Raw genomic sequence first — 21,469 nt, forward strand, 5'->3', positions numbered from 1 at the left:
ATTTGACCTTTCATCGCAAGTTGATATATTTTATTGAAGTGGGGATGCTCGCCTTCAAAGTCATTAACTATTACATTCCCATAAAAATACCTAGAATATAAGACCGCTAAATATGAAGTATAACGGCTTATAACTTCATTATAGCCACCGGACAAGTCTCCCAAGGTTATATTTGAGCTATTATATTTTGTTAAGTTAAACTCTATTCTCTTTTTGTATGGATTTTCTTCAATCTTTTTCCATGCAATCTGCCGTTGTCTTTTCAGATTTTCCGCATGGTCATAGATTTCCAAAAAAGATTTTCTTTTGGGACGATTCTGATAACTACGATAATCCTTTGAATAACTACTGTTACCAATTTGGTTTAATAATTTAGGGTACAAAACATGAATATTACTCGGTCTAAAATCAAAATAAAACTCAATTTCTTTGATATTATATACAAAATAATGGAGATTCATATAGATATATTCAAAGGATAAATCCAATGGGAAAACTAGCATCTTTTTTAATATTAATTCATATATTGCCTTTGCTATACTGATTCTTATATCATTAACCGGGTTTATCTTTTGGCTCTGAATTGTTAAAAAGGACCAGTTTCCGAAATAGAAATAATTATCTAAGCAGATATAATGCGTATGGTCTGTATAAGGTTTTGTATTCTGTATAAAACAAGAAGCTGATTGATTTAGCGTAACAGTTATTTTGTCAATGCCCTCTAAAGGCAAGCCTTCCGCGTTAAGCAGCATTATTTAACCGCCTGTTGATTGTTTGATACTAATATTTGTTGCTTACATGTATTCACATATTTTTCAATATCTGTTTCTAAAAATCTTCTTGCTGTTCCAATCTTGATTGAAGGTATTTTTCCTGATTCTGCATACTTGTATACCGTTGATGTAGATAATTGCAGAACCTTAGCAACATCTTTGATGGTAAAAACGTTTGTCATTGCTTTCTCCTATTAATCTTTGATTTGATACAAAAGTCTTAATTAGCGTCCTTTCGTATCTATTAGGATGTTATAGGTATTTAAATTATTATAAAAAAATAGTGCCCATAGTGTACGCCCGACAGGGGTAGCAACTCATCTGCAAAAGTCCACTACATGCCTACCGTCCGTTCCGAAAACGGCCTTCTCTTTTGGCTTTCTCACCCCTGTCGGGATAACCGCAGTCCCAGAGTATTCTGCCATTTCATGATATGTCTTGGTGATTACCGGGGAATACCAGTCCACTTTTTCCACGCCAATCTTGAGGTTATCCGGTACCAGGATTCGGGTTATACCGCCAAAATACTGATATGCGTTTATATGGGCTGTATCCAATTCGCCAGGTTCCGCGAAAGAAACCCTTCGGCATACGCATACCCGCAGGGCAGTGCCGCCACAAATACATATACCGGAATCGATTTGCCATTAATATTGTCAATGAGGTAGGCAGTATCCCCGGCCCAATCGACCTCCATGCGCTCTCCAGGTTTGTGCTCTATGTGGAGTGCCGCTTTATTTTTCGCCGCATAGTTCTGGTAACGGTAGCAGAACTGGGTGTACATGAGGGGCCGGCTGCCTTCCATCCGGCAGCTTTCACAATACTCGGCCCACAAGAGGCTTAACATAACTCCGCTCCGCGCCATTTCCTGATGAATTTACTCAAAGTCAGGCATTTTGCGATCCTGGTAGAACGTGCGCTTCCCGAACAGGGCCTGTTCCAGAATTCGTTCCGTCATGTCTTCCGGTAAAGGCCAGCCGACGCCTTCTCCTTTCGTTCGGTGGAGTATCTTTCTGATGGTATTGCGGAAACACTCCAAACTCACCGCAATATTTCGGCTGCTGATTCCAAGACTATCCAGTCTCAGAATCTCTCGATACTTGGTCATTATTGACCCCCTAAAATAGATTTACGCCCTATGGACGCAGGTCATATTTTAGGATGGTCGTTTTGGCTTATGGATCACCCGCCGTATGGGTTGATCATTTTTTGGCCGGACTGCTGGATCACTTACGCCGGACCGGTGGGTCTAAATCGCCGTAGTTTACACTGAGCAGGGTACATTGCCGGTAGTTCCATGACCGGTGAACAAATATTCGATGGAAATATAGTTATTCATCTCATAAAGAAAAACGCTGAAACAATATGAATATCTCTTGATATATTATGAATATTAATACATAATATATGAATGAAATATAATAATTTTGATAGCTTTGGGATGCTTTGTAAACTTTATCGCACACAAAAAAAATGGACCCAAGCGGAAGCTGGTAAAGTATTAGGCTTTGACCAAACCACAATATCCGGCATTGAGAAAGAAAAAATACCACCTTCATCAAGATTCTTAAAAAGCTGTATAGAAAAATATAAATTAAAAAATATTGATAAAATACGATTTATCGCCAAAGCATATACTGCTTCAAAGGAAATTACTTTAACAGTCGAAAATGAAATATTAGTTCGCAAAGAAGATGTTGCTTGGCTATTTGCCATATTATCTGTCAGTCCGGATGAATTTAACGCTATTCAAGAATTAGAATCATCTTCATTAGTCATTAGACTAAAGAGTGATATAGAAAATTTAAAATCTATCATTATGAAATAATCCTCGATACTGAGATTGATGAGAGACTTTAAACATATAAAGAATAGTCAAGAATTATCAGATAGAAAAAAAGTTTTTATCACTAATAAATAAAGACCTAACCTCCGCCAAATGGCGGAGGTTAGCGTGTTTTTTATTCTTTAGGTTCTATTGATTTTTTGATTGTTGACGTAAAATCATCATTAAAAACAAGTCATCATTATTAATCAATTTCACATCTGCTATAGGTTCAGGGTCCTCAAAATGCCTAACGGGGGCCAGCGGCATATCACCGATTGCTTTAGCTTGGACATAGGGACTGAGAGCTTCTTCGGCCTGGCGCATGGTATTGAATGTATTGGAATACTTATCTCTGGCGAATTGCTTCTTTTCTTCAAGCCAATCAGGAGCAATCTTTTCACCATTTTCACTCCAGATCCGCTCAGAGCAAAAATACAAGTTAGTCCAATATTCCCGCCCACTGATTTCCTTTTTAAATCCTCCAGCCTTACTTAAAAATAAGGAAAAAGCGGTCTCGCTTGGTTTTTTTACTAAAAGTTTATTACTATCATTCTCTGCGTCAAGAGAGAGATGCTTAATAAAATAATTCATGATATTAAAATGAAACTGGACAAATTCCCCATAAAGGTAACGAGATTTTATATATTGATTTTTGGTTAGTGGCTGCCTAGCGAAAATAATTGTTTTGTCAATAAAATACTCCACTGGGTTTTCCTGGAACTTTTTAAAATCCATCGCAAGAGCCATGCGTTGCGGGATCACTTTAAGGCCACCATTAAGAGCTTTGTCTAAGTAATAATCGAGTAAGTAGGTTAGAATTTTATCTTTTTCTTCTGCAATGATAAGGTGGAAATCTTCAATCCTATCTTCCTTCTTAATAGGCGGTCGAGTAACCAATACTTTTAGCCTCTCCCAGATGCCAATATTTTGAGTAGACCCAACCTCTGGAAGATGGTTAGTGTTAATGATAAGTTTGAAACCCGTATGGAATGTTTCATAAAATGCTTTGTTGTTAGGTGTATTTAATGAATCACCACCTGTTAATTGTTTTACAAGGGCTATATTCATCCGATATTTTTCAGAAAGTTCATCAAGAACCGCTACCCTTTTAAATCGATTACGATATATTTCTCGAAGCGCTTTATCGTCCGGTGTCCTGGATGATAATGTCACCGAATGAATTTTACAAAAGTAGGTTCCAAGTAATATTTCTATAAGGGAAAGAAAAGCAGTTTTACCATTCCTTCCTAATCCAAATAAAATGTAAAGATACTGATAATTATTCCGTCCAGTCAAACAATATGCCATCAAACAAAGAAGATACTCTACCATTTCTGAGTCATGATTACAAAGATCATTAAGGAAAGTTAGGAAATTATCAGGCGTATCAGATCCATGAATATAACTAGCATTCGTCATCATTGATAGGTAATTACGCTGATATTTTTCATGTGGTTCAACCTTTTTTTCTTTTGCAAGTGCACTTTCGCCTTGGATAAATTTGGTCAAATCAATTACACCATTTGGTGTATTGAGTAGCATTTCCGCTTCCTTATTTAATCCGGTCAAGTTTATACATTTTTTCTGACATAGTTTTCTGAAATTCTTGAGATGAACATCATACAAAAGCTCTGTCTCTTCCCAAATTTCCTCTGTAATACTTTCAAATAATGTGTTTGCCTCTTCCCATATCTTGCCATTAAAAGAAAACCAGGTACTGGTTTCTTTTAAATAGAAAAATTGCGGATTTTCTTGAATGAAGCGCTCCACGCCTTTTTTCAATTTCAATTGAGTTTCAATAGCTTTACTCATTTTATTGTCCTCCTGACAATAGAATTTACGCTTTGCAGAATGACTGACAGCCAATTAGTAGCAAAGAGCCTTTTAATAAACTTAGTCTTAAAGGATAAATCCTAAGCTAAATCTTAAAAGTATAGTCAAATCCTAATAAACGAACGACCAATGGAACGGGTATTTCTACCCGTTCCATTCTTTTAACTGACTTGCAATCCTCCTCTATCATAAGTTTCCTCAAAAGTTAATACTAGCATTTTTCAACCTCCTTGGAATTTACGGTATCCCGAATGGTGTGGGTAACAGTGTACGAAATATCTACCACCCGTCCACTGTGTACTTTTAAAGCAACAACAACTGAGCCGTACCGCAAACCTGAAAGATTGCCCTCCAATTTCTTAACTATTGAAAATAAATCAACAGAGTCATTTTTTGACATTCTCGTCCCCCCTTTGAGTATGGTCCTGAAGCCATGCATCCAAAACCGATTGCTGGTATAAAACCCGGCGGCGAACTTTGATAGAAGGAATTTCCAATTTTGACAAAGTTGAGAGGCACACACGCAGGTATTGAGCCGCTTCCTGTCGTGTTTTCACAGGTGCAGCCATGTTAAAGATAGCTGGCGCCATTTTTTTATCATTCATTTTTTTCTCCTGAAATAGAACTGGGGAATTGAATGATATTTGGATGAGAAGCTTCTTTATCCGAAAAAATCGAAGAAATATGCTGCCGCGGACAAAATTGTTCCAAAATTGAAACTGAGAATAGTGTCCTTCTCCCAATCTTTACTTTAGGCCAATTTTGGGATTTGGCAGTTCTATCTAGAGTGGATAGACTAACATCCCCTAAGCATTTTGCAAGCTCAGAGCGGCTTATAAGAATTTGTTTTGGCATATCTGCCCTCCATAAAATAGAGGTATACCTTATGTACGAGACTGATTAGAGGTTGTATTTTTGACTTTACGATAAAACGAAAGAAGAATCCAAGCATAAACCCACCCGCACCACAAGCATAACCCTTGATAATAAGTCGAAGACTATCGACCTGATTAAAGCTCTGTAAGATTTTACAGATGTACAAAACAACAATATTGAGGGGGTATAATATTCTGCAATCGAATTTACGGCTGCCTCAATGCTGCTGTAGAAACCTTGTGCCTGCTTTTTCAACATAGGTTTCCTTTTGGTTATTAGTGGTGCTTTTTGTTCATGGGCTTGCCCTACTCCCGATAGGGCGAACAAATTGCATGGGTTTAATGGGGAGAATAAGGGGTGCAGTACGGCCATCTTTTGAGACTTAAAGCTACAAGTCAGCACCGATTTTTGCAAAAGAGGCACAGTCGGACATGTTTGATTATTTACCTTCTGATAGTTTCCTCCATGTTGGAAAAATATAATATTCAGTTCTTTATTCAGCCGGAGAACCATACGACTGGGGATTGAACGAGGCTGTTGTGATTTTTTTCTTGAATCAGCTAATGCCAACACAATCTCCTTTATATACAATTAATATATCTAAAATAGAAAATAAATCAAGTTTTTTTGCAAAAAATTAATTTATTTTCAGGGTATCCGGCAGCAACCCCGCAAAGGTCTCAATCTGGGCGTCCCGTATGAGCTTCCGATCGCCGGTCAGCTCATGGTCGGAATAGTGGTCCAGCATAATTGAGCTTTTCCAGCCGCCCTGCATTTGAAGCAACTTCTTGTCCACCTTCGGCCTCATGTAGGATGTAAAGTAATGCCGCCAGCCATGAAAGGTATAAGACTTGGCTGTCTCCTTGGACATACCAACCGCCATCATAGCTCCCCGCAAATCATACAGTAACAGCTTCTCCTCCAAAGGCTTAGTATCCAATAATTCTCCCCAAAATACAAAGGAATCCATGCTACAGCCATGAGGGTTCGCTTGGGCAACTTGCATCAGGTCTTGTATCAGCCCGGGAAAAGGAACTTCTACTCGTCTGTCTTCATTATTCTTAGGCGCCTTCAATCCGTCAAGACGGTTCCAGCTATGCCGGATATACAGGCAGTTTTCTCCAATATCCTGAACCCGGAGCCCCTGGATTTCCCCGGCTCGAAGGCCGGTAACGGCAGCCAACATATTAGCCGTCTTTGTTCGCGGATCTCTCCATTCAGCTCTGAAAATAAGCGCCGCCTGTTCGGGGCTGAGTATATGCCGTTCTTTGGCTTTGCCGGAGAACAGAATCAGCCCTTTGGTGATTTCCTTTTCGATATATCCCTTAGCATAAGCCCACCGCAAAGCCTTGGTTCCCGCCATTATGACTACATTTTTCCATGAGGCAGATAGAAGAGTATCTATCAGCGAATTGACGAACTCATCTATATCTCCTTGGGTTATTTCACCCAAACGCCGGTCCCCAAAGTAGGGTTTCCAGTATTTAGCCACATTATTCCACTGCTGGTTACAGTGTACCTTATGGATGCCGTGGTTCTTCCGCAACTTCTCCTTAACGTAGGGGGATTTCTCAAAGTCCCAAAACTCGGTGAGGAAATCGATAAAGCCGATGGCCGGCCTGGTCCCGGTAAGGATATAGGATTCAAGGAATCCCCGGCGTACCAACTCCTGACAAATATACTCGGCATCCGTCTTGGAAAGGTTGGCCGCTTCCGCCATTTTCCGCAGGGTATACTTCTCGGCGGAGATAGGACCGTCTTTGGCGGGTATACCTTCCCTGAGCCACTTGAAGGCTGTTTCAATGGCGGCTTTCTCGGAATCCTGTTTGGAGCTGATGGAAGGGAAATACTCGCCGGTTTTCTCGTTTTTGAAAGCTACATAGAAATACCGGCGACCTGCACGTTTGAAAACTGAAAAAGGTAACTGTTTGGGCATACCTAACCCCTCTCAGCGGCATTGAGAATGGGTTAGACATGGGATTTTTGGCTTCCCATGTGCCACTCTATGTGCCACTTTTGCGTTTTTACCGCAATAGGTTAGAACGCCCTTCGTAGGGTAGTTCTTAAAAATTAAGCTAATTCATTGTAACACAACGAATTAGCTCTTAGATGGGGAGTGAAGGATTCGAACCTACGAAGGCTGAGCCAACAGATTTACAGTCTGCCCCCTTTGACCGCTCGGGAAACTCCCCTAAAAACTATCTATGCCATCTTGCACAGCCATCTTCCGGAATCGAACCGAAGACCTGCGCATTACAAGTGCGCCGCTCTGCCAACTGAGCTAAGATGGCGTGAAAATATCAAAACTATAATAAGCAAAAAACGTCGGGTTAGTCAATGGCATCACGTGGCCTGGAAACGGAAAATTTCCCTTGACTGAATAATTTTGCAGTATTATAATGAAATAAAGTACAACATATAGAAGATTTGGAGGAAAATCATGGCTAGGGCTAAAGATTCCCTGTCGGCGGCGGACAAATTGATCATCGAATCCTACAAAACCACCATGGATGGGCTGGCGGCCTACTACGGCGACGCCTTTGAAATTGTCCTCCACGACCTGATGGACCTGGATCATTCCATCATCAAAATCCTGAACGGGTTCCATTCAGGGCGGAAGGAAGGGGGGCCCATCACCGATTTTGCCCTGTCCATGCTGGAGCAGATACGAAAAAATGCCGCGGCGGAGGGAAAACAGCCCCAGTCCGGGCCGTATATTTCCTATGTTTCGGCCAGCAAGTACGGGAAACCGGTGCGATCCACCACCATCATACTCTTTGGGGAACGTAACCGGGCCATCGGGATGCTTTGCATCAACCTCTACCTGGACAGTCCCCTCAGTTCGCTGCTGCAAAAATTCTCCATGGTGCCCCAGTCCGATTTTGTCACCGAAAATTTCATCAACGACTCCAATGAGCTGATACTCCGTACCCTGGAAAAGGTGAAAAACGCAGTAAATTCCGATGAAACTGTTCACCCTTCCCTGAAAAACAAGGAAATTGTCACCCTCCTCTACCACCAGGGCATTTTTAAACTGAAGGACGCGGTGCAGACCGTCTCCGCAGAATTGGAAATATCCAAAAACACGGTGTACCTCCATATCCGTTCTTTGGAAGAAAAAGGAAAAAAATAAAAAAATTTTCTTGACTAAAATATTGTTCAGTGTTACTATGAACTAAAGTACATTCAGATGAATGAAATTTTGTTCAGTGTAAGGAGAAACAATTATGAAGGCCATTCAAACCAACGCGGCGCCCGCTGCCATCGGTCCCTATTCCCAAGCTGTGGTTGTTGGCAACATGGTGTTCAGTTCCGGTCAGATTCCCCTGGACCCCGAATCGGGAGACGTGGTTGGCGCAAATATCCGGGAACAGGCTGAGCAGGTTATTAAAAACCTGAAGGCGGTGCTGGAAGCTGCGGGTTCCTCCCTGGACAGGGTGGTCAAAACCACCTGCTTCCTGGCGGACATGAACGATTTTGCCCCCTTTAATGAAGTCTATGCAAAACACTTCCCCGGCAAGCCCGCCCGTTCCGCAGTGGCGGTTAAGCAACTCCCCAAAAGCGTTCTGGTTGAAATCGAAGCCATTGGAGAAATCGCCAAATGAGGGACCCAGCGCTGCTTGGGATCAATTGGGTAAAGAACGATATGCCCAAGTCGGACTGCCAAAAAAGCCTGGCGCTCATGTCCGGTGCGGAGGCGGAAAAAGCATTGGCATTTCACCGCAGCATTCCCCACTACGCCGAGACACCCCTGGTGAACCTAAAAAACCTGGCCGCACGGCTGGGGATTAAAGGTCTGTATCTAAAGGATGAATCCTACCGTTTCGGCCTCAACGCCTTTAAGGTTTTGGGGGGTTCCTATGCCATCGCCCGGCATGTTGCGGGGGAACTGATAAAAATAGGCGCCCTGAACGCCGGCCAGGGGATCGATTACGAAACCCTGGTTTCGCCGGACACCAAAAAAAAGCTCGGGGATAGTACCTTCTACACCGCCACCGATGGTAACCATGGCCGGGGTGTCGCCTGGGCGGCAAATCGGCTGGGACAGAAATCGGTGATACTGATGCCCAAGGGCTCTTCCCAAACCCGGCTGCGGAATATTCTCAACGAAGGCGCCGACGCGAGTATTACTGAGCTTAATTACGATGACGCGGTGCGGCTGGCCAACGACATGGCTTCCAAGGATCCCCGGGGCGTGATGGTGCAGGACACCGCTTGGGCGGGGTACGAGGAAATTCCCGGCTGGATCATGCAGGGTTACGGCACCATGACCTTGGAGGCGATACACCAGCTCAGCGCCGCCGGGATTGAGCGGCCCACCCATGTCTTTGTCCAGGCCGGAGTGGGATCACTGGCAGGTTCGGTCCAGGGCTTCCTGACCAACCACTATGCCGACAAGGCGCCGGTCACCACGGTGGTGGAAGCGTCCGCGGCGGACTGCCTGTACCGTTCCGCCAAGGAACACAAGCTGGTGCCGGTGGGGGGTGAGCTCAAGACCATTATGGCGGGACTCGCCTGCGGAGAGGCCAACACCATCTCCTGGGAGATACTGAAAAACCACAGCAGCTTCTTTGTGTCCGTCCCCGACTGGGTTGCGGCGCGGGGTATGCGGGTGTTAGGCGCCCCTCTTAAGGGAGATCCCCAGGTTATATCCGGGGAGTCCGGCGCCGCCCCCGCAGGATTGCTGTCGGCAGTTCTTGATACGAGTAATTATGCAGCCCTGGGGGACGCCCTGGGGCTGAATAAGGATTCCGTGGTTTTGCTCTTTAGCACCGAAGGGGACACGGACCCCGACCGGTACCGGAGCATAGTTTGGGACGGCGAATTCGCCGGCATTTAAACGAAAGAGGTAACTGATGTTAGATAAGGCAAGACAGGAAAAGGTCATTGATCTTTGTCAAAAATTGATTCAGCAGCAGAGCTATTCCGGCCAGGAAGATACGGTGGTGGCCGTGCTCAAGGCGGAAATGGAAAGAGCCGGGTTTGACAGCGTTAGGGTAGACCGGTATGGCAGCATCATCGGCTGCATTAAAGGAAAGAGGCCGGGAAAAAAGGTGCTCCTAGACGGGCACATCGACACGGTGCCGGTGAGCGATGAAACGGCCTGGCGCTACCCTCCCTTTGGCGCGGAGATCCACGACGGCAAAATCTACGGTCGGGGAACCAGCGACATGAAGGGCGCCGTTGCAGCCTTTGTCAAGGCGGCGGAAAACTTTGCGGAGGACACCCAGCGGGATTTTGCCGGGGAAATTTATGTATCCGGCGTGGTGCACGAGGAATGCTTTGAAGGTATAGCGGCCCGGGAGATTAGCAAAGCGGTAAAACCCGACTATGTGATCATCGGTGAGGCTTCCGAGCTGAACCTGAAGATCGGGCAGCGGGGCCGGGCGGAGATTGTGCTGGAGAGCTTTGGAAAACCCTGCCATTCCGCCAACCCGGAGAAGGGGATCAATTCGGTGTACAAGATGGCCCGGGTTATCGAAGCCATCCGTACCCTAAAGCCCACCAAGCATCCGGTGCTGGGGAACGGCATCCTGGAGCTGACGGATATTAAGTCCTCACCCTACCCCGGCGCCTCCGTGGTGCCCGAGTATTGCCGGGCCACCTACGACCGGCGGCTCCTTACCGGAGAAACCAGGGAAAGCGTCCTGGCGCCGATCAATGAATTATTAGCAAAGCTAATGGCCGAAGATCCCCAGATGAAGGTAAGCGCCTCCTATGCCGAGGGGAAGGAAAAGTGCCACACGGGGAACGAGATCCGGGGAGAACGTTTTTTTCCGGGCTGGCTCTACGAGGAAAACTCCGATTTTGTGCAGGCGGTTTTTTCAGAGCTCAAGGGCATGGGTTACACCCCATCCATTACCCAGTACAATTTCTGTACCAACGGCAGTCACTACGCGGGGGAAGCGGGGATAAAGACCCTGGGCTTGGGGCCCTCCCAGGAAAACCTGGCCCACACCATTAATGAGTACATAGAAATTGACCAGCTTATCAAGGTTACGGATTGTTATTACGGGGTTATAAAGGCGTTACTTACATAAAAAATAGTAACCCGGAGTTATATTTTATTACGATAAGGAGAAAACCATGTTTGATCTAGTGATTAAGAATGGAACCGTCGTCTCACCATCATCAAATGTACATTGTGATGTGGCGATCCGGGACGGCAAGGTGGCCGCGCTTGGGACCTTCGATGCTTCCGAGGCGAAAAGGACGATAGACGCGGGCGGCAAGTATCTCATGCCCGGTGTAATCGAAGCGCATATGCACTGTATGGCGCCGTTCCAAGGATGCCTCGGTGCGAACACCTTCTACCAGCAGAGCGTAAGCGGTGTATTCGGCGGCGTTACCATGTTTATGGATTTTGCCAATGTATTTCAGGGCAAGTCCGTAATGGAGGCTGTAAAAGAACGCCGTGCGGAAATGGAAGAATCCGCCATTGATTTTTCCATCCACGGAAAATTTGTAAAATCGCCGGCAGAACTTGTTGAAAAGGAAATCCCCGAACTTGCTGCATACGGCGTTCCGACGTTTAAGTGCTTCATGACCTATAAAAAAGAGGGGGTTATGATCGATGAAGAGACCCTGATAAAGGTATTTGAAAAGGCCAAAGAAGTCGGCGGGCTGCCCATGCTTCATTGTGAAGACAACACCATGGCAGAGGATGCAATAGAAAAAGTGAAAAGAACCGGCGACCTCAGCTGGGTGAATTTTGCGAAAACAAAGCCGGTACAATGTGAGGCCGCGGCCTTTGAACGGGCGTGCAGACTTGCCGAGTATGTGGGAACCGCGATTCTGGTGGTGCATACAACGAATGACGAGGCGCTTAACGCCGCAAGAAAAGCACATAAGAAAGGCCAGGCGGTATACGTTGAAACGGGCCCCCATTATCTCACCCTGTTTGAGGACAACTATAAAAAGGAAAATGGATATCTGTATCTGTGCTCTCCCCCCCTTCGTACACCAAAGGATGCGGAAGATATTTGGCGCGGTATGCAGGACGGAACCATCTCAGTTACCGGATCCGATGACTGTACCTACGATGTAAATGAGAAGGCCGCATTCCTTGAAAAAACCGCTGACGGTAAATATATTCAGGATTTTACGAAGGTCGTGAACGGCATGTCAGGACTCGAAATCAGGCTTCCCATCCTGCTCTCCGAAGGCGTTAACAAGGGACGTCTTTCGATCAACCAGGTATGTGCGCTTACCAGTACGAACATTGCGAAAATATACGGCTGTTTCCCGCAAAAGGGTTTGATCGCACCGGGTTCGGACGCAGATATCGTGATCGTTGATATGGAAAAGGAACTTACCCTATCCAAGGATGTGCTTCATAACAATATCAGTTACTGTCTGCACGACGGCTTTAAAATCAAGGGTTACCCGGTAATGACGATTTCAAAGGGAAACGTTATCCTGGAGGACGGCGTTTTTAAAGGCAAAAAAGGCGCCGGTGAATTTATCCGCCGTAAAATTGATCATAAATATCTTGAAAAACACAGTCTTGAATAGTTTTCCGGAACAGTAATTTGCAAACGGATGTTTGTAATAATATTTGGTATTTTGGAGGAAATGATGAGTACTAATAAGGACGTAAAAGCCCTGCGAAGTGTGGAGTTGATGCCCACCCTAGAGAATGAGCGGACGATGTCGCTTCCCGACTATTTTATCCTTTGGGCCGGAATGACCATCAACGTGGTGGCATTCTCCCTTGGCGCGCAGTACTATAACGGCGGTCAAGGCCTTGGCGCTGTCACACTCATATTCGTTATCCTTGCAGGCTACGGCCTGGTCACCGCGCTCACGGTTCTTTTTGGAGATATCGGTACGAAATACGGCGTTCCGTTTGCCGTATATGTGCGCGCCCCCTTTGGATACAAGGGTGCGATAATCCCCGGTGTATTCCGTGCAATTCCTGCGCTCTACTGGTTTGGATTCCAGACATGGGTAGGCGCGTCGGCGCTCAATTACATCATGGAAAACCTGACCGGATACAACAATCTCACCTTGATGATCATTGCATTCGCCGTTTTCCAGGTAGTAAACGCAATGTATGGACTCAAGGCAATGGCAAAATTCGACTGGATAGCTATCCCTGCACTTGCCATTCTATTCGTAGCAATCGCGGTGGCAATAGGAAAAAAATACAACGTCACGATTCCGGATATCATGGCAACACCCGGTGATGGTAATATGTCCATCGTTTATGCGATATCCGGTATTGCAGGCGGATGGATCACGATGTCCCTCAATGGTTCGGATCTTGCCCGTCAGATCAAGCATGTGCCAAACTATGAAAACAAAGGGTTTATCGCACGGAACAAAAGCGCCCTTGTCGGTCAGTTTTTCGGTCTTATGGTAATCGGCGTTGTCTGTATGCTCATCGGTATGGCCGCCGGCATCACCACCGGCGAATGGGATCTCAACGCAATCTGCAGTACCATCTTCACAAGCAAAATCGGATTGATTCTCGCCTATATCGCCGTTGTGTTTGCCCAGTGGTCTACGAATACCGCAGGAAACCTGATGCCCCCATCCTACATCCTAATCAGCCTTTTCCCAAAGCTCAAGTTCAAGATTTCCGCAATCATCTGCGGCGCCCTTGCAATCATCATTCAGCCATGGAAAATTCAGTCGTCCGGTACTTTCCTCGTGGATGTTCAGGTCCATATCTCGACACTCTTAGGACCGGTAATGGGTATCATGCTTGCCGACTATTTCATCGTCAGAAAGACCAAGGTCAATGTGCAGGATCTCTACTCCTATGGACAGTATGAATACACAAATGGTTTTAACCTCAGTGCTATCATCGCAATTATCGCCGGATTCGGGATAAGTTTCGTCAGCAGTACCTACGGGTTCTTTATCGGTCTCATTGCCGCGCCACTGGTCTACGTAATTCTCATGCGGTGCTTTACCCTCAGAAAATATGAGCAGCATATCGGTCAGTCTGTTAAATTCGACGAGGCGAAATAGGGGATACGAGCATGAAAATGATCATCAGAAACGGAGTCGTCGTGGACGGCTCCGGAAAACCCGGCTACAAAGCGGATGTGCTGATCGAGGGGGAGCGGATTGTCAAGATCGGCAGCATAGCCCCCGCCGGAGACATGGCAGTGATAGACGCCGGGGGATTGACGGTGGCTCCGGGCTTTATCGACACCCACAGCCACAGCGATCTTCAGGTCCTGCTGAACCCGGAAATTCTACCCAAGGTGATGCAGGGCATTACCACCGAGATTCTGGGACAGGACGGCATTTCCATGGCCCCCCTGCCCCCCCGGTTCATAAGTCCCTGGCGTAAAAACCTCGCGGGTCTTGACGGCGACAGCGATGCTATCAACTGGAACTACGAGAACACCGCAGGATACCTCAAGATGATTGAGGCGGTGAAGCCGGGCTTGAACGAAAGCTACCTGGTTCCCCACGGAAACATCCGCATGGAGGCCATGGGCCTGGACAAGCGTCCCCCCAAGGGCGATGAGCTGGAAAAGATGCGGACCATTACCCGCCGGGAAATGGAAGCCGGAGCGGTGGGCCTTTCCACAGGGCTTATCTACATGCCCTGCGCCTATTCGGAGTCCGAAGAAATTATCGCCCTGTGCAGGGTGGTGGCGGAATACGACGGGGTCTTTGTAATCCACCAAAGAAGCGAGGCGGACACCATCCTGGATTCCATGGAAGAGGTGATCAAGATTGGCCGTGAATCCGGGGTAAAGATCCACTACTCCCACTTTAAGGTGTGCGGCAAGAAAAACTGGGATAAAATAGAAAAGATACTGGAACTCCTTGACTTGGCGAAAAAGGAGGGCATCACGGTGTCCTTTGATCAGTATCCCTACGTGGCGGGCAGCACCATGCTGGGGGTTATCCTTCCCCCCTGGGTCCACGACGGCGGCGCCGACAATGTGCTCAAGCGCCTGGCCGATCCGGAACTCCGCAAAAAAATGGTCTACGATATTGAGCACGGCATCCCCGGTTGGGATAACTTTGTGGAATTCGCCGGGCTGGACAAGATCTTTGTGACCAGTGTAAAGACCCAAAAGAACCAGGATACCATCGGCTTAAGTCTTACGGAATTAGGAAAGCTGCGGGGCAAGGACCCCTACGAGGCGACCTTTGACCTCCTCCACCAGGAAGAGAACGCCGTGGGTATGGTGGACTTCTACGGCGCCGAGGAGCATGTACGGCTCTTTATGAAGCGCCCGGAAATGAACGCCTGCACCGACGGTCTCCTGGGCGGCAAGCCCCACCCCCGGGTATACGGCGCCTTCCCCCGCATCCTGGGAAAATATGTGCGGGAAGACAAGGCGCTGACCCTGGAAGAGGCGATCCGCAAAATGACCGGCAAACCCGCCGAAGCGTTCCGCATCAGAGAACGGGGCGCCATAAAAGAAGGATACTTTGCGGACATCACCATCTTTAACGCCGACACCATTATTGACAAGGGAACCTTTACGGACCCCGTGCAATATCCCGTGGGCATAGAATATGTGTTAGTCAACGGAACGGTGACGGTGGAAAACGGCAAACACACCGGCAGGCGGAACGGCGCAGTACTGCGACGGAAAGCTGAAGGAGTGGGGGTGTAACAAGAAAGAGGAATTTTGCCGCCAAGGAACCAATAAGCTTTGTGTCCTTGGCGGTCAATTATGCTTCTACTTCCTTATTTTTCCGGTAGTGCAAAACCGTAGCAATAATTCCTATGATAAGAAGGCCGATGTTAAGTACAAAGGGGAGATTCCGGGAAATCCCGGATAGTCCCCCGGCGATCCAGCCGAAGGGGGCGCTGACAAACATGATGGTCATCTGGAGGAGCGCTAAAACCCGGGCCCGCTCGGCGGCGTCCACATGGAGGGCCACCAGGGATTCAGCGAGCATTGCCAGAATACCCACCGCAAATCCGTCAAAGATCAGGGATATACAGAGGATAAGGTATTTGATACCCCCATTTACGGGGGTAAAGATCAGAATACTCTGCCCGATGATATATACCCCAAATCCCACAAGCAGGGGGATCCGCAGATCCGCCTTGGTAAGCCGGGGAATAATCGTAAAGAAAGATACCAGCGCCAGGATGGACCGGAACATGGGGAAAAAGGGCAGCAGCACATCGGGAATCCCGATTTTTTTGCTGACAATAACCTGCCAAAAGGTGATGTTAATCATCCCGACAATTCCCACCAGGGCAGAGATGAGAATGGCGAAAAGGGTTCCCCGGGACGCCAACATGATTTTAACAATACCGCCGTAGCCGTACAATTCGGAGGCCATGCTTTTTCCCCTGGTTTCCCGCACACGGATCATACCGGTCTGAGTTTCCCGGGAAAAAGCATACAACAGAATGATTTTAATGGTCATTACAATAAAGGCGTTTATATAAAGTATACGAATAGCGGGAACCAGGGTAAGCCGGGATACCAGAATTGAAGAAATCGGTGCGAAGAGAGCGGAAAGATGGCCGCAGCTTATGACCAGCGAATAAATCCGGGTAATTTGACTCTTTTCGGCATCCTCCACCAGGAGGCAATCCCAGGAATTGGTGGTTACCTTCATGGTGCCGTTGAAGAGGGCGGCGACCAGAAAGAACCAAAAATTTTCCGCCCTCAGCCAAATAAGGCAGGGGATGGACCAGGCGATAAAATCGAAGAGGGCGGTGGTTTTACGGCGCCCCAGCTTGTCAGTTATGGGTCCCCCAAGAAAGGCAAAAATCACCTGGGTGAACATGTAAATCGTGGCGACAAACCCGATCTCCCAGTCCTTAAGCCCCAGGGCGATCATATACACCGATGCGTAGGGGAGGCATAAATTCATAGAAAGCCCCCAGAGCGGTTCCGTATAGACACACGCCCGAGGGTTACCCCGTAATTCAACCAGGGTTTTTATAAGAGGATGTTTCACAAAACACTATTCAGGCAGATCTGTCTGTTACCGCGATAATTAAACCGCGGCAACACCGATCCAACGCATCAGTCTCCTTATTTCTTACTACTTTTTTTGTCGTCGCCGCTTTTTTTGCCGCCGCAGTTTTCACCTTAGCTACCACCGCTTTTGCCTTGGGCGCCGCCTTAGCCTTGGCTTTTGCCGCGGTGATCTTTACCTTTGCTGCGGCGGCCTTCGCCTTGGGCGCCGCTTTAGCCTTTACCTGAACTGCAGCCTTTTTCACACCCGCTGCGGCCGCTTTCGCCTTTGGCGCTGCTTTGGCCTTGGCATCGGAAACCGCAGACTTCGCCTTGGCTGCGGCGGTTTTTACCTTCGGGCTCAGCTTCTTTACCACCGCTTTGGCCTTCGCCGTAATGGAATTGTTAATTACCGCCTGGGCGCCCGCAAGCCGGGCCAGGGGTACCCGGAAGGGTGAGCAGGAAACATAGCTCAGACCGGACCGGTAGCAGAAGTCGATGGTTGCGGGATCGCCGCCGTGCTCGCCGCAGATACCGACCTTAAGATTCGGGTTAACCGCCCGGCCTTGTTTTGTGGCGTAATCAATAAGGAAGCCCACCCCCTCTTCATCAATCGACTTGAAGGGATCCACGTCAAGCACATTCTGCTGGAGATATGAGGGCAGGAAAGAAGCCACGTCGTCCCGGCTAAAGGCAAAGGTCATTTGGGTAAGATCGTTGGTACCAAAGCTGAAGAAGTCCGCATATTTGGCTATATGCGCCGCCCGGATGGCTGCCCGGGGTACCTCTATCATGGTACCAATCTTCACCGGGAGTTTTACCCCGGCTTTCCCAAATACATCCTTGAGTATCTTTTCTGCGCTGGGACGGAGCAATTTCAGTTCCCGGGCGGTAACCACAATGGGGATCATAATTTCCGGGTTTACCGGAATGTTTTGCTTGATACAGTCCACCGCCGCCAGCGCTATGGCTTCAACCTGCATGTCATAGATTTCCGGGTAGGTAACCGCCAAACGGCAGCCACGGTGCCCCAGCATGGGGTTAGCTTCCCGGAGCCGTTCGATCTTCGGGGTCAGGGTTTCCACGCTCACGCCGATATGTTCCGCAAGTTCCAGAGTCTCCTCCGGGGTATGGGGTACAAATTCATGGAGCGGCGGGTCCAGGAGCCGGATAGTTACCGGCCGGCCCTCCATGGCTTTAAAGATACCAAAGAAATCCTGCTTCTGCAGGGGAAGGATCTTCTTCAAAGCTTCCTTCCGGCCCTCCACCGTATCCGCCACAATCATGGCCCGGAAGTGGATGAGCTTGTCCTTGTCAAAGAACATATGTTCGGTTCGGCAGAGTCCCACACCCTGGGCGCCGAACTCAAAGGCCCGTTTAGCGTCTTCCGGCTGGTCCGCATTGGTCCTAACGTCGAAGCCCTTAAGGGTTCCCCGCCTGGCCGTAGTACGAACTTCATCGCACCACTTGAGGAAGGTCTCCATATCCTTGCCGATTTCCGGGTTCACCAGGGGCAGTTTCCCCTCGTAGACTTCGCCGGTGGAACCGTCGATGGAGAGCCAGTCCCCTTCGTTGAAAACCTTGCTCCCCACCGTAGCAGTTTTTCCCTGAACCGATACACCCTTGGCGCCGGCCACACAGGGGGTACCCATACCGCGGGCAACCACCGCCGCATGGCTGGTCATACCGCCGGTAGAGGTGAGTATACCCTGGGAAACCACCATACCGCCTATATCCTCGGGGCTGGTATCCTGGCGGACCAGGAGCACCTTTTCCCCCCGCTCGTGCCATTCCTCAGCTTCCTTGGCGGTAAATACGATCCGCCCGCAGGCCGCGCCCGGGGACGCGTTAAGCCCCTTGGTAATCGGCTTGGCGTTCTTCAATGTCGTAACGTCGAACATAGGGTGGAGCAGCTGATCCAGCAGCGCCGGGCTAACCCGGAGTATGGCCGTATTTTTATCGATAAGTTTTTCCCCAACCATGTCCACCGCAGTTTTAACCGCCGCCGCGCCGGTCCGTTTGCCGTTCCGGGTCTGGAGCAGGAAAAGCTTACCCTGCTGAACGGTGAATTCCATATCCTGCATATCCCGGAAGTGTTTTTCCAGGCGGTCCTTAATCTTCACCAGTTGGTCGTAGATCCGCTTGTTTTCCTTCGCCAGGGCGGCAATCTTTTCCGGAGTCCGGATACCCGCCACCACATCCTCACCCTGGGCGTTCATCAGATATTCGCCGTAGAATTCCCTAACCCCCGTGGAGGGGTCCCGGCTGAAACAGACCCCGGTACCGGAATCGTTACCAAAGTTGCCGTATACCATGGACTGCACGTTTACCGCGGTCCCCTTAACATTTTTAATATCGTTGATCTGCCGGTATTTAATAGCCCGCTCGTTATTCCAGGAACCGAAGACCGCGTTTACCGCGCCCCAGAGCTGATCCAGCGGCTTCTGGGGAAAATCTTTTTTCGTTACGTCCTTAACAATTTTCTTGTAGTCACTCACCAACAGTTCCAGGTCCCCGGCGCTCAGGTCCGTATCAAGATGAATCCCCCGCGCATCCTTGATTTTCTTGATAGCCGCTTCAAAATCATCACCGGGAACCCCCATGACCACATCGCCGTACATCTGGATAAAACGCCGGTAGGCATCCCAGGCAAAGCGGGGGTTCTTCGTTTTTTCCGCCAGCCCCAGAACCGCCTTGTCGTTAATACCCAGATTGAGAATCGTATCCATCATACCGGGCATAGAAACCGGCGCGCCTGAGCGGACCGATACCAGAAGGGGATCAATAGGATCTCCCAGCTTTTTCCCCATCACCTTTTCAAGTTTTGTCAGATAGGTCTGGACATCCTGCTCAAGCCCCGCAGGGTACTTTCGTTTATTTTCATAAAAAGCCGCGCATACTTCGGTAGAAATAGTAAATCCCGGGGGAACCGGGATGCCAAGATTAGTCATTTCCGCCAGATTAGCGCCCTTACCGCCAAGGACATCCTTCATCCCCGCTTCACCCTCGGCCTTACCTTCGCCGAAAAAATACACGTATTTTTGTTTTGCCATTATTTCCTCCAATATGATGCTTCTATTTTAGCAGTATAGAGGCAAAAAAGCAATAGGAGGGGGAAGTCTCCCCCCTCGCTCCAGCCTTGCCCTTATCGTCAGGAGTTTTGCAAAACAAAACTCCAAAAGACTTGCGTAAGCAAGTCTTACGCTCCCCCCCTCAGCGGGGGTTCCACCCCCGCAACGCCCCCAAGAATGTCAAGTTTTGTGTTAAGCGCCTCTGCGTAATCATTTCTTATACATATCAGGCAGATCAAGCAAGTAATCCTGAAATTCTGTTGTGTGTCCTTTTATAGAATCGGTGATAAAATCTATAAAAGGCTTCATAGACTGAAATATCCAAATAATCTTTTCTACAAACAGTTCCTGGCTGCATGATACATCTTTTTCCAAATACTGTTTTACTGCGAAATTTTCTTTGTCGATAATAACACCCGGATCAAATGATTCAACGATACTATTATATTCGCTTTCATGTTCTTTTATATGATCATGCAGAAAACCTAATAGCGTATCATCATCTAATACACCTCCGCAAACATACATGGTTTCCGCCGTTATGGTAATTGAAAAGCCGACATTTAGCTAAAGACCCATCGGCGAATCTGCCCAAAAGCGCTGTTTTTTTCAAAAAACTTTATTTTCACTAATGCGTTTTACCGGGTAGCATCGTATATGGGGCGCCGGGGCAGTCGGTTTGCAGAAACACCCCCGGTATGGTATATTAATCTTAATATGGAACGAGGAAAAATGGTGGGAATAACCTACACAGAGATCACCCTGCTAAACGCAGGTGATGTGGGAAATGCTAAACGTGGCATTATTAAGGCATCGGCAATCCGGAAAACAAGCGTCCGGGCGCTGGTGGATACCGGCGCGGCAACCCTGGTTATCAACGAGGCGATGCGGCAGAAACTGGGGCTGGGCATTGAGTCCGTCGGCGATGTTACCCTCGCCGATGGCGGGACTGAGGAATGCCAATTTACGGAACCCGTCAAGGTGTGCTGGAAAAACCGCTCAACCTCCTGCGAGGCGATGGTGATGGTTCATGGCGATGAGGTACTGCTCGGCGCCATCCCCATGGAAGCCATGGACTTAACCGTAAACCCCGCGCGCCAGGAAGTGACCGGCGCCCACGGCGATAGGGTCCTGCTTCTGGCTAAATAAACATTATGTGGTTATCCCTAAGGTGAAATTTTAAAA

22 protein-coding genes and 2 tRNA genes are annotated in these 21,469 nt (G+C 47.9%); 9 read left to right on the forward strand and 15 right to left on the reverse strand.

Annotated elements, in window-relative coordinates:
- From TPRIMZ1_RS18930 to TPRIMZ1_RS19805, 4 genes are all read right to left on the reverse strand, one after another.
- On the reverse strand, nt 1–752 hold a 752-nt coding region (locus TPRIMZ1_RS18930; RefSeq protein WP_010259896.1), incomplete at its 3' end, for a hypothetical protein.
- Nucleotides 752–955: a helix-turn-helix domain-containing protein gene (locus tag TPRIMZ1_RS0112045; RefSeq protein ID WP_010259899.1), complete on the reverse strand. Its 204-nt coding sequence runs from the start codon at nt 953–955 to the stop codon at nt 752–754. The genes TPRIMZ1_RS18930 and TPRIMZ1_RS0112045, both read right to left, overlap by 1 nt.
- A gap of 356 nt (nt 956–1,311) precedes the next feature.
- Entirely contained in the window at nt 1,312–1,620 is a 309-nt protein-coding gene (locus TPRIMZ1_RS20285; RefSeq protein WP_010259903.1) for an integrase catalytic subunit, read from the reverse strand.
- 30 nt (nt 1,621–1,650) lie between these two features.
- Entirely contained in the window at nt 1,651–1,881 is a 231-nt protein-coding gene (locus TPRIMZ1_RS19805; RefSeq protein WP_010259906.1) for a hypothetical protein, read from the reverse strand.
- A gap of 303 nt (nt 1,882–2,184) precedes the next feature.
- On the opposite strand from TPRIMZ1_RS19805, the gene TPRIMZ1_RS0112065 reads away from it, so the two are divergent.
- The gene (locus TPRIMZ1_RS0112065) at nt 2,185–2,601 is read left to right on the forward strand and encodes a helix-turn-helix domain-containing protein (protein WP_010259909.1); all 417 of its coding nucleotides are present in this window, start codon (nt 2,185–2,187) and stop codon (nt 2,599–2,601) included.
- A gap of 147 nt (nt 2,602–2,748) precedes the next feature.
- Here the strand turns inward: TPRIMZ1_RS0112065 and TPRIMZ1_RS0112070 are convergent, their stop codons facing one another.
- The 8 genes from TPRIMZ1_RS0112070 to TPRIMZ1_RS0112095 all read right to left on the reverse strand — a co-directional run bounded on the left by TPRIMZ1_RS0112070 (nt 2,749) and on the right by TPRIMZ1_RS0112095 (nt 7,601).
- Nucleotides 2,749–4,413: a DNA primase family protein gene (locus tag TPRIMZ1_RS0112070; RefSeq protein WP_010259913.1), complete on the reverse strand. Its 1,665-nt coding sequence runs from the start codon at nt 4,411–4,413 to the stop codon at nt 2,749–2,751.
- A gap of 232 nt (nt 4,414–4,645) precedes the next feature.
- The gene (locus TPRIMZ1_RS0112075; RefSeq protein ID WP_010259914.1) at nt 4,646–4,834 is read right to left on the reverse strand and encodes a hypothetical protein; all 189 of its coding nucleotides are present in this window, start codon (nt 4,832–4,834) and stop codon (nt 4,646–4,648) included.
- The gene (locus TPRIMZ1_RS0112080; RefSeq protein ID WP_010259917.1) at nt 4,821–5,039 is read right to left on the reverse strand and encodes a helix-turn-helix domain-containing protein; all 219 of its coding nucleotides are present in this window, start codon (nt 5,037–5,039) and stop codon (nt 4,821–4,823) included. Before TPRIMZ1_RS0112080 ends, TPRIMZ1_RS0112075 begins: the two co-directional genes overlap by 14 nt.
- The gene (locus TPRIMZ1_RS20515) at nt 5,032–5,289 is read right to left on the reverse strand and encodes a hypothetical protein (RefSeq protein ID WP_157784226.1); all 258 of its coding nucleotides are present in this window, start codon (nt 5,287–5,289) and stop codon (nt 5,032–5,034) included. The genes TPRIMZ1_RS0112080 and TPRIMZ1_RS20515 overlap by 8 nt, the downstream gene beginning before the upstream one ends.
- A 66-nt stretch (nt 5,290–5,355) precedes the next feature.
- Nucleotides 5,356–5,880, reverse strand: a complete 525-nt coding sequence (locus TPRIMZ1_RS20520; protein WP_157784227.1) for a hypothetical protein — start codon at nt 5,878–5,880, stop codon at nt 5,356–5,358.
- Between the two features lie 67 nt (nt 5,881–5,947).
- Nucleotides 5,948–7,246 carry a tyrosine-type recombinase/integrase gene (locus TPRIMZ1_RS0112085; RefSeq protein ID WP_010259920.1) on the reverse strand — a complete coding sequence of 433 codons (1,299 nt, stop codon included), beginning with the start codon at nt 7,244–7,246 and terminating at the stop codon, nt 5,948–5,950.
- 174 nt (nt 7,247–7,420) lie between these two features.
- Nucleotides 7,421–7,502 (reverse strand) — tRNA-Tyr (locus TPRIMZ1_RS0112090).
- Between the two features lie 26 nt (nt 7,503–7,528).
- Nucleotides 7,529–7,601: transfer RNA gene (locus TPRIMZ1_RS0112095), tRNA-Thr, on the reverse strand.
- Between the two features lie 149 nt (nt 7,602–7,750).
- Between TPRIMZ1_RS0112095 and TPRIMZ1_RS0112100 the strand changes: the two genes are divergently transcribed.
- The 7 genes from TPRIMZ1_RS0112100 to TPRIMZ1_RS0112130 all read left to right on the forward strand — a co-directional run bounded on the left by TPRIMZ1_RS0112100 (nt 7,751) and on the right by TPRIMZ1_RS0112130 (nt 15,905).
- A complete protein-coding gene (locus TPRIMZ1_RS0112100) occupies nt 7,751–8,443 on the forward strand; it encodes a helix-turn-helix transcriptional regulator (RefSeq protein ID WP_010259924.1) in 693 nt (230 codons plus the stop codon).
- A gap of 94 nt (nt 8,444–8,537) precedes the next feature.
- Nucleotides 8,538–8,915 (forward strand): RidA family protein, encoded by a 378-nt coding sequence (locus TPRIMZ1_RS0112105; protein WP_010259928.1) that lies wholly within the window; start codon nt 8,538–8,540, stop codon nt 8,913–8,915.
- Nucleotides 8,912–10,150 carry a diaminopropionate ammonia-lyase gene (gene dpaL, locus TPRIMZ1_RS0112110; protein WP_010259931.1) on the forward strand — a complete coding sequence of 413 codons (1,239 nt, stop codon included), beginning with the start codon at nt 8,912–8,914 and terminating at the stop codon, nt 10,148–10,150. Before TPRIMZ1_RS0112105 ends, dpaL begins: the two co-directional genes overlap by 4 nt.
- Nucleotides 10,151–10,166: 16 nt before the next feature.
- Entirely contained in the window at nt 10,167–11,351 is a 1,185-nt protein-coding gene (locus TPRIMZ1_RS0112115; protein WP_010259934.1) for a YgeY family selenium metabolism-linked hydrolase, read from the forward strand.
- A 46-nt stretch (nt 11,352–11,397) separates the two neighbouring features.
- Nucleotides 11,398–12,825 (forward strand): dihydropyrimidinase, encoded by a 1,428-nt coding sequence (hydA, locus tag TPRIMZ1_RS0112120; protein WP_010259937.1) that lies wholly within the window; start codon nt 11,398–11,400, stop codon nt 12,823–12,825.
- 60 nt (nt 12,826–12,885) lie between these two features.
- Nucleotides 12,886–14,289, forward strand: a complete 1,404-nt coding sequence (locus TPRIMZ1_RS0112125; protein ID WP_026043690.1) for a cytosine permease — start codon at nt 12,886–12,888, stop codon at nt 14,287–14,289.
- A gap of 11 nt (nt 14,290–14,300) precedes the next feature.
- On the forward strand, nt 14,301–15,905 hold the full coding sequence (locus tag TPRIMZ1_RS0112130; protein WP_010259943.1) for an N-acyl-D-amino-acid deacylase family protein: 1,605 nt from the start codon (nt 14,301–14,303) through the stop codon (nt 15,903–15,905).
- A gap of 58 nt (nt 15,906–15,963) precedes the next feature.
- Here TPRIMZ1_RS0112130 and TPRIMZ1_RS0112135 read toward each other — a convergent pair whose 3' ends face one another.
- From TPRIMZ1_RS0112135 to TPRIMZ1_RS0112145, 3 genes are all read right to left on the reverse strand, one after another.
- Nucleotides 15,964–17,127, reverse strand: a complete 1,164-nt coding sequence (locus TPRIMZ1_RS0112135; protein ID WP_010259946.1) for an MFS transporter — start codon at nt 17,125–17,127, stop codon at nt 15,964–15,966.
- Nucleotides 17,128–17,224: 97 nt separating this feature from the next.
- Entirely contained in the window at nt 17,225–20,266 is a 3,042-nt protein-coding gene (gene ppdK, locus TPRIMZ1_RS0112140; protein WP_010259950.1) for a pyruvate, phosphate dikinase, read from the reverse strand.
- A 228-nt stretch (nt 20,267–20,494) separates the two neighbouring features.
- Nucleotides 20,495–20,812, reverse strand: coding sequence for a hypothetical protein (locus TPRIMZ1_RS0112145; RefSeq protein WP_010259953.1), 318 nt, complete (start codon nt 20,810–20,812; stop codon nt 20,495–20,497).
- Nucleotides 20,813–21,016: 204 nt separating this feature from the next.
- Between TPRIMZ1_RS0112145 and TPRIMZ1_RS0112150 the strand changes: the two genes are divergently transcribed.
- Nucleotides 21,017–21,433: a retroviral-like aspartic protease family protein gene (locus TPRIMZ1_RS0112150; protein WP_026043692.1), complete on the forward strand. Its 417-nt coding sequence runs from the start codon at nt 21,017–21,019 to the stop codon at nt 21,431–21,433.
- The last annotated feature ends 36 nt before the right edge of the window (nt 21,434–21,469 follow it).

It is taken from the genome of Treponema primitia ZAS-1, from assembly GCF_000297095.1.
GTDB lineage: Bacteria > Spirochaetota > Spirochaetia > Treponematales > Breznakiellaceae > Termitinema > Termitinema primitia_A.